At 42.8% G+C, this 8,596-nt stretch carries 6 protein-coding genes; 5 read left to right on the top strand and 1 reads right to left on the bottom strand.

Annotated features, from left to right (window positions below; genetic code table 11):
- Positions 1-154 precede the first annotated feature (154 nt).
- The 5 genes from ispE to JUI58_RS16350 all read left to right on the top strand — a co-directional run bounded on the left by ispE (position 155) and on the right by JUI58_RS16350 (position 8,247).
- Positions 155-1,096, top strand: a complete 942-nt coding sequence (gene ispE / locus JUI58_RS16370; RefSeq protein WP_204104873.1) for a 4-(cytidine 5'-diphospho)-2-C-methyl-D-erythritol kinase — start codon at positions 155-157, stop codon at positions 1,094-1,096.
- A 93-nt stretch (positions 1,097-1,189) separates the two neighbouring features.
- Positions 1,190-2,374, top strand: a complete 1,185-nt coding sequence (gene dnaN / locus JUI58_RS16365) for a DNA polymerase III subunit beta (RefSeq protein ID WP_204104872.1) — start codon at positions 1,190-1,192, stop codon at positions 2,372-2,374.
- A 187-nt stretch (positions 2,375-2,561) separates the two neighbouring features.
- Positions 2,562-4,079, top strand: coding sequence for an exosortase O (gene xrtO, locus JUI58_RS16360; RefSeq protein WP_204104871.1), 1,518 nt, complete (start codon positions 2,562-2,564; stop codon positions 4,077-4,079).
- A 67-nt stretch (positions 4,080-4,146) separates the two neighbouring features.
- A complete protein-coding gene (locus tag JUI58_RS16355; RefSeq protein WP_204104870.1) occupies positions 4,147-6,945 on the top strand; it encodes a TIGR02921 family PEP-CTERM protein in 2,799 nt (932 codons plus the stop codon).
- Positions 6,946-7,026: 81 nt separating this feature from the next.
- A complete protein-coding gene (locus tag JUI58_RS16350) occupies positions 7,027-8,247 on the top strand; it encodes an MFS transporter (RefSeq protein ID WP_204104869.1) in 1,221 nt (406 codons plus the stop codon).
- Here JUI58_RS16350 and JUI58_RS16345 read toward each other — a convergent pair.
- On the bottom strand, positions 8,244-8,596 hold a 353-nt coding region (locus JUI58_RS16345; RefSeq protein ID WP_204104868.1), incomplete at its 5' end, for a CHAT domain-containing protein. The genes JUI58_RS16350 and JUI58_RS16345 overlap by 4 nt on opposite strands.

The raw sequence follows: 8,596 nt of genomic DNA, 5'->3' as shown, positions 1-8,596 counted from the left end.
GTTCGCTCCCTAGCTGCCTAAGTTCGCTCCCTAGCTGCCTAAGTTCGCTCCCTAGTTGCCTAAGTTCGCTCCCTAGCTGCCTAAGTTCGCTCCCTAGTTGCCTAAGTTCGCTCCCTAGCTGCCTAAGTCCTAAACAGAATACTACTCCCAGTTAATGAAAAGTTACACTCTCATTGCCCCCGCAAAAATTAATTTGTATTTGGAAATTGTGGGCGATCGCGTCGATGGGTTTCACGAATTGGTGATGATCCTGCAAAGTATCGAACTGGCCGATCGCATTACGATTACCCCCAATCAGATTCCTGCTTTTCGGGTGCATTGCGATCGCGCTGAACTGGCAGATGAAAAGCAAAATCTCGCCTACAAGGCCGCCCAAATTATGCGAGAAGCCTTTCCCGAGGAGTTTGCCAATTGGGGAGGGGCGGATATTTCCCTCGAGAAACAGATTCCGATCGCGGCGGGACTGGCCGGGGGTTCAACCGATGCGGCGGCGGTTTTGGTCGGGTTAAACCTGATCTGGAATTTGGGACTGACTCAGCCAGAATTGCAAGATTTAGGCGCTCAATTGGGGTCTGATGTGCCTTTTTGCTTGTTGGGAGGAACGGCGATCGCCACGGGACGCGGGGAAATTTTAGACCCCATTATCAGCCCTCACGGCCTTTGGGTCGTCCTCGCCAAGCACGAAAATCTCGCTGTTTCTACTCCCTGGGCTTATCAAACCTATCGTCAGCAATTTGGCCATACTTATCTCAAAGATGCCTTGGAGATGGAATCTCGCGCCACACAATTACACTCGAGTCCCCTGATGGAGGCGATCGCCCATAACGACTCCGTAAAAATTGCCCAAAATCTTTACAACGATTTAGAAAAAGTCGTTCTACCCGAACATCCTCAAGTCCAAAAATTGAAAGAATCCTTCCAAAATGCGTCGGTATTGGGTACGATGATGTCCGGTTCCGGTCCCACTGTTTTTGCCCTATGCGAATCACGCCAAGAAGCAGAACAAGTCAAAACCAAAGTCGCAGCAGAAATGGCAGATGCGGCGATCGGCTTCTGGATAACGCAACTCTCTGGTAATGGCATTTCTATTCAATAAACAATTATCAATAAATTATCAATGAACAATTATCAATAAATTATCGATCGCCTCTCGCTATTCCTTATCACCCATCACCAATTACCAGAAAAAATGAAACTGATTTGTTCTCAAAGCGACCTCAATAGTAATCTTAGTTTAGTCAGTCGTGCAGTACCTTCTCGTCCTACTCATCCCGTCCTCGGTAACGTTCTCCTCATTGCCGATGAAGCCAAGCAAAATGTCAGTTTGCGTGCCTTTGACCTCAGTTTAGGCATTCAAACCAGTTTTCCCGCACAAGTCGAAATTGGCGGCAAAATTACCCTTCCCGCAAAAACCCTCAATGATATTATTTCCCGTTTACCTGAAGGGGAAATTACTCTCACTCAAGATGAAGGGGAAGACGACGGAGAAGGAACGATCGTGCGCTTAATTTCTACTTCTGGACGCTATCAACTTCGTAGTTTGGACGCGGAAGAATTTCCCGAATTACCAACAGTAGAAGACGGAGAATCAGTATTATTTCCCATTGAAGCCTTACAAGAAGGATTGCGGGCAACTCTTTTTGCAGCCAGTAATGAAGAAGGTAAACAAGTATTAACTGGAGTTCACGTTATTTTGGGTGCCGATGCGATCGAATTTGCCGCTACAGACGGACATCGTTTATCTGTAGTAGAAACCTTGAGAGATCGAGGAGAAGAAGAAACAGAAGGAGAAACAGAGGGAGAAGGGGAAGAAGTTGAAAAATTTGAGGTGACAATTCCTGCGCGGGCATTGCGAGAAGTTGAGAAGATTTTGGGAATGCAAAATCAAGAAGGTGGGGTGATGTTAAAGATGGATGATTCTCAAGTCATTTTTGAGTTGGGAAATCGTCGAGTAGTCAGTCGTAGGTTAGAGGGGGCTTATCCCCAATATCGTCAACTCATTCCCCAAGAATTTAGCAATCAAGTTACTGTCGATCGCAAGCAATTTCAAAGTGCTTTAGAACGTATTTCTGTATTAGTTGATTCTAAAAATAACGTTGTACGTTGCGCGATTGATAAGGAAAATCAAGAAATTTTCCTCTCGGTAGAATCCCAAGACCTCGGAAGTGGACGGGAAGCAATGCCTGCACAAATTACCAGTGATGAACCCCCTGAAATTGCGTTTAATGTCAAGTATTTAATGGATGGATTAAAAGCACTTTCAAGTCAGGAAATCACGATCTATCTCAATGCGGCAACTCAACCCGTTATTTTCAAGCCTTTGGGTGGTTTGAAAATGACCTATTTAGCCATGCCTGTTCAGTTGCGAGACTAATTTTTCTCTATAAACTATTAGATTTGGTCACAAAAGGTTAGTGTGTACTAACTTTTTGTGCGATCGCGATTGATAAGTTTTCTAGAGAATTGCGATCGCAAAAATCCTGGCAAGAAACGGAATCTTCTTCTAGCATTTTCATAATATCCGAAATCGAGATAGGAAAGACTGTAGGGAGGAAAAACTCGTGGGAAATAGTCCAAAAATGGAAACACAGAAAACCGCGATCGCCTTCCGTTGCAGCTTGCTTGTGGCTGTTTGGCTAATGGTTCATTTTTCGACCCTCAGTTGGTTTTATACTGCATTTCGCCATGCTTCTTCAATGGAACAGTTGGCGATGTTTGGGGTGGGAGTTGTTTTAGGAGGTGCGATCGGGGTTTCTTTTTATCGGAAACCTGAAAAAATCTCATTAATTCCCACAATTTCGATTTTACCGATCGCGGTAATTATCGTCAGTTTATTGGCTGCGATCGCCCTCAAATTAGTCGGGAATATCGAACAGATCGCTGTAGTGCTGTTTCTTTTGGGAAGTTATGGGATTTTAGGATTATTTATCGATCGCGATCGCTGGAAAAAAGGGCTTCCTCTTGCGGCGATCGTTGCTTGTATTATCCCTTTAAGTCCTCCGTTAGGCAGTGGTTTTGGGGGATTACCCTTGCGGGTTTTAACGGCACATTGGGTAGAGCAATTTCTCTCGGTCGGTCAAATTAGCGCTATTTCTTCCCATGATATTATTATACTCGAAAATGGCATTGCAGAAGTCGATCTTCCCTGTAGTGGCATTAAAAGTATTTGGGTGGGAACGCTATTTTTTCTCGGTTTAACTTGGATTGATAAGCGGGTTATGAATTGGCGCTGGCTGTTGCTAGGTGCAGTCAATATCATTCTTTTGTTTAGTGCTAATTTGTTGCGAGTTTTGCTTTTAGTCATTGTTGCAGATGTTTTCAAACAACCCAATTTTGCAACTTTACTGCATCTTCCTTTAGGTTTATTTGGTTTCATTCTTGTTTGCGGAATAACGTGGAGTTTATCGCGTTTTCTTCCTCGCAGTACACCCTCTAAACCGTTATCAATATCTTCTCAAACACCCTTAAAGAGAGGTGAAATTGTTCATCAAGGCAAGCACTCAGTATTCATACAAAAAGGAATGTTAGGGAGTGCGATCGCCTTAGCTATTGTTTATCATTTTCTCCCGATTCAATCTCCTCAACTTATAGAGGCGATCGCGCTTCCGGAATCTGTTGATACGGCATTAATTGAACTGACTCCTGCGGAACAACGATTTTTTACCAGTTATCCCGAAACAATAGCGGAAAAACATCATTTTAATTTTGGCGATTTATCTGGTTCTCTTTTAGTAGTTGCAAATACATCTTGGCGCAGTTATCATCCTCCTGAACTTTGTTTTATTGGTAATGGCTTAAAGGTCGATCGCGTCGAGAAAAAACAACTTTCAACGGATATTATAGCACGCTGGCTCTCTTTACAAAATGGTCAACTTTCTGCAACTTATTGGCTGCAATCAAAGGGACAAACTACCGATGATTTTTATCGTCGCTTGTGGCAACAATTTTTTATGGCTAACGATCGCTCTTGGATATTGGTTTCTATTCTCTTCGATCGCAATATCAATGCCAACAATTCTCTCCTACAGGAGTTTACCACAGAAATTTACAATTCTATCGACGGAGGTGCATTAACTTAAAAATCCTCAATATTGCATCATTGTATCGAGTCTCGAACCAAAAAATATAGCTATTCACAGAAGAACAATGAATCGACTAAATCGACTAAAAAGATATTTTTCGTTTTTTCCCTATGCTATCTTTGGCATTTGGAATATTGCCTTTATTTTGGTCATTTATGTTGGGATTTTGCCCAATATTGGTATCTCGCTTATGCAGGCTGTTGCAGCCGGAGAAATTCATTGGCAATTTCTAGTTACTTTTTTAGGATTTATCGCTGTAATTACCAATTGTACATTTTTAGGAGGTTGGTATTTCTTTAAACGTCCTTATTCTCTCCTACAATTCTTTTATGGCATTGAAGCACCCTTTTTCTTATTATGTATCGTGCGTTTATTCGCCTTACGAGAACTAAATCCAGCCAGCAGTCATATTTTAACAACACTTCTTTGGGGAATCTTTGCTTTTTTCCTATATTTAATTGGCGGTTATCTTGGCAAGAAAGAAAGAATTTCTCAACCCCGAAGACATATCTTTGCATTTTACCAATTAATCAGTCACAGTTTATTAATTATCATCGGCGTTTATACTGCACTGTTACTCCTTTTTTATGCTGTTCCGATCGCCTGGTGGCTACTGAAAGGATTCTTTGCTTTTCAATGGTTAGGTGAATTATTCTCTGCATTAACCGATCCGACTTTTTATGGTTATTTTTGGGTATTTATCATCTTATTCCTGGTCTTTATTTTTGGATCGACACTGTTTATTTTTATGCCTTTTGCCTTTGCACTATTTTACATCTCTGCTGGGCGAAAAGTGTTGTCTGAATTTGCAGAACAATATGGTCATAAAATTGCGATCGCCGGTGCAACAGGAACGATCGCAGTTTGGTTAACTCTCTTCTTTTCCCTGCAACAACAACCCCAAAATCAAGCCTTGGAATGGTTAGCAGAAATGCCGACAACTAATAGCGATCGCACTACACTGATAGCCAAATCCGATCAAATTCGCGAAGGCTTGGTGAATGCTTATTTACTGCCTTATCGTTATATCAGTACATGGGAGGAAAATAATCATATTCAGGAGATGTATCGCGGTAGTTTCAACCTCTCTATCGAGAAAGCTAATATACTGCAACAACTGTATAATCAGTTAGCATCACCAGTTTTATATCAAGGCGATCGCAGCGATGTAGGATTAGCAGAAACACTCTATTCTCAGTTTTTTGATACTCCCATTCAAAATGGCGATCGCCAAGCCATTGTTAAGGCTTTAACTTCAACTGCAAATCGTGCCGAAGCAAAGGCAGGATTATTAGATATTGAAGAGAAAAAAGTGCTGTTAACAACTCAAGAAATCAATCTTTCTGAACATCAAGACTGGGCAGAAATTGAACTCCATGAAGTCTATGAAAATCAAACTCCCGAACAACAGGAAATCTTTTATTCCTTCTCCTTACCCGAAAGTGCAGTTTTAACAGGATTATGGTTAGGAGAAACTGGCGATCGCGACTCTCGTTATGTTTATCAAGTTTCCCCTCGGGGTGCCGCGCAACAAGTCTATAATGACCAAGTACAACAGCGAGTCGATCCTGCATTACTCGAACAAGTTGGACCGCGACAATATCGCCTGCGTGCCTTTCCTATTCTTGCCAATCAAGTTGTTAATGGTAAACTAGAAGCACCAGAAATGCACCTTTGGTTAACTTATCAAGTGTTACAACAAAAAGAAGGCTGGGCTTTACCTCAACTGGCACAAAAACGCAATATTTTCTGGACAAATAAGACAAAACGTTTCTTGAATGCGGAAAAACAACGAGGATCTAAAACTTGGTTGCCTGCTTTTCTCCCCAGTTCAAACCCCGTTCCTTTACAACCCCATAACATTGATTTTTCTCAAGGCTATCAACTCATTGCTACCCCTTTAGATGAATCAAAATATAGCACCCCAAAAGGGACAAAAATTGCTGTTCTTGTAGATACCTCCTATAGTATGGGAGAACGAGTTCAAGAGATTGCAAAATCCTTAGAATGGTTGACAAATGCAGGATTTTCTGGTAATAAAAAAGCAGACAATGATGCAGACTTGTACTTAACAGGAACATTAAATCTAGAACCCCAACGCATTGACGATCTCGATCGCGTTAATCTCGCCAATCTTGTCTTTTATGGGACCATTCAACCCCCAGAAATGCTGCAACAATTTCAGCGCTTGCAAGGAACAACTCAATATGATGCTATTCTCCTGTTAACTGATGAAGGCACCTACGAACTCTCCGAAGATGATGCCGAAGTCCCTGAAATTGATATTCCTTTGTGGATGGTACATTTAGGAGGTAAATTTCCCCCAGCTTATGCCGATCGCGTCCTTTCTACCCTGCAAGATAGTGGGGGAGGAGTAGCAGTAGAACTCTCAGAAGTTTTGCAAAGATTGGCGACTCGCGCAACATTAAATGCCGTGAATGTCATCGATCGCTATGTTTGGAAAGTCGAAAAAAGCGATCGCCAAAATGAAAAGAAAGATGGGTTTTCTAGCATTGCTGCGCGACAGTTAATTGTCGGACTGGGACAGCAATTAGATACCCAACAAGTAGCGAATTTGGATATCCTGCATGATATCGCCAAAACCAACAGTGTCGTCACGCCTTATTCCTCAATGATCGTCTTAGTTAATGACCAACAAAAAGAACAATTAAAACAAGCTGAAGCCAAAAGCGATCGCTTTGAACGAGAAGTAGAATCGGGTAAAGAAGAACTCACTTCTCCCTTTAATCCTTTTGAAGTTTCTGCGGTACCCGAACCCGAATTATGGGTTTTATTAGGGTTAGGTGCGATCGGTTTGCTACTCGTTATTTGGCAGCGTCGCCGGGTTTTAGTTGAGGAATAATGGGTTATTTTTCATTACGATCTCGAACAATTCTGACCAGATGATGAAAGAATGGTCAAGAACCCAGAATGAGCAACTTTAATGCGAAACCTGAAAGGATTTTTTGACCTTCCCCTCCGCTTTTGGATCGTTGCGGCGATCGCCTTTATCAATGCCGTTAGTTTTACCATTCTCATCCCTATTCTCTACCCCTACGCTAAACAATTTGGCCTCAGTGATTTTCAAGCCAGTTTACTCATTTCGGGTTTCGCCATTTCCCAATTCTTAGCTACTCCTATTCTCGGACGTTTCTCCGACTTTTGGGGGCGTAAACCCGTCCTTATTATCAGCCTTTTAGGAACCGTCGCAGCCAACCTTCTCGCCAGTTTCACCCCCATTGTTAGCCTGCTATTTTTAGCCCGCATTCTCGACGGCTTAACTGGGGGAAATAACTCCATCGCCAGCGCGATCGTCAGCGACACAACCACCCCAGAAGAACGCCCCAAAGCCTTCGGACTCCTCGATGCAGCCTTCCGATTGGGTTTTATGACCGGGCCCGCCATTAGTTATTTTGCTCAAAGCCTACCGCCTTTTCCGGGGGTTTCACCCTTGGGAATGAGCTTTTTTGTCGCTGCTACCATAGCCGCGATCGCCACGGGACTGACCTGGGTATTTCTACCGGAAACCCTTCCCCAACGGCAAAAAATCCGCATTAGTTGGAAAATCTTCGGCTTTGGCAAAATCTTCACCTCAATTGGTCGTCCTATCGTTGGCCGTCTTTTCCTGCTAACCTTCTTTAGCGGCTTCACCTTCACCATTTTTACCTTTGCCTTGCAACCCTTCTTCCTCAACGTCCTTGGTCGCAATGCCAAGGAATTAGCCATCCTGTTTACCTTGGTGGGAGTCGTCGGTGTAATTACCCAAATCTTTTTCACAGAACCCATTACTCGCCGCTTTAATCTGGCTGCGATCCTTTGTGTCACTTTAGCAGGACGGGGAATTACCTTTCTCCTCATGCCTCTCTTTCCCTCACTCACAGTATTTCTTCTCTTAGGTGTGTTACTCAGTGCCTTTAATGCTTTTCCTATGCCCTTAATTAACGCCATTCTCTCTGTTCAAAGTAGCGATCGCGAACAAGGAGAAATCCTCGGTATTAACTCGTCCTATCTCAGTATTTCTAACGCGATCGGTCCTGCAATAGCGGGTATTTTAGTCAGTTTTAGTTATGTTATTCCTTTTTGGATTGCTGGATTTCTAACCTTACTAACGGCGGGATTTGCTTTAAGTCTTAGAGGGCTTGTGGGTTGTCAAAAAGCGAGTTAACGCCAATCTCCTTGAATCGTAAAGGCTGCCCATTTATAAGGAAATTCCCCATTTTTCCACATTTTTAACTGTGCTTCTCGCAAGGCAGAAATAGCATCTAAATCTTCTTCTAACATTTGTTCGTAATAATTGCTCATTAAGTTTGCAGTAGCAGCATCATTCACATTCCACAAACTCACTACCACTCGCTTCGCCCCTGCATACATAAAACCGCGAGTCAAACCTACCACTCCTTCCCCACTGACAGCCTCTCCGATGCCCGTCTGACAAGCACTGAGAACCACTAACTCGGCATTGAGATCGAGGTTATAGATATCTTGCAGCCGCAATAGTCCATCTTGACTGTTGC

The sequence above is a fragment of the Spirulina sp. CCY15215 genome (assembly GCF_016888125.1).
Lineage (GTDB): Bacteria > Cyanobacteriota > Cyanobacteriia > Cyanobacteriales > Spirulinaceae > CCY15215.
Note: the sequence above shows the minus strand (reverse complement) of the source record. Positions and strands in the feature narration are given on the sequence as shown.

Bases quoted from the DNA above. Each gene is read 5' to 3' on its own strand.
- dnaN (WP_204104872.1), top strand. From the start codon at position 1,190: ATGAAACTGATTTGTTCTCAAAGCGACCTCAATAGTAATCTTAGTTTA.
- ispE (WP_204104873.1), top strand. From the start codon at position 155: ATGAAAAGTTACACTCTCATTGCCCCCGCAAAAATTAATTTGTATTTG.
- JUI58_RS16355 (WP_204104870.1), top strand. From the start codon at position 4,147: ATGAATCGACTAAATCGACTAAAAAGATATTTTTCGTTTTTTCCCTAT.
- JUI58_RS16350 (WP_204104869.1), top strand. From the start codon at position 7,027: ATGCGAAACCTGAAAGGATTTTTTGACCTTCCCCTCCGCTTTTGGATC.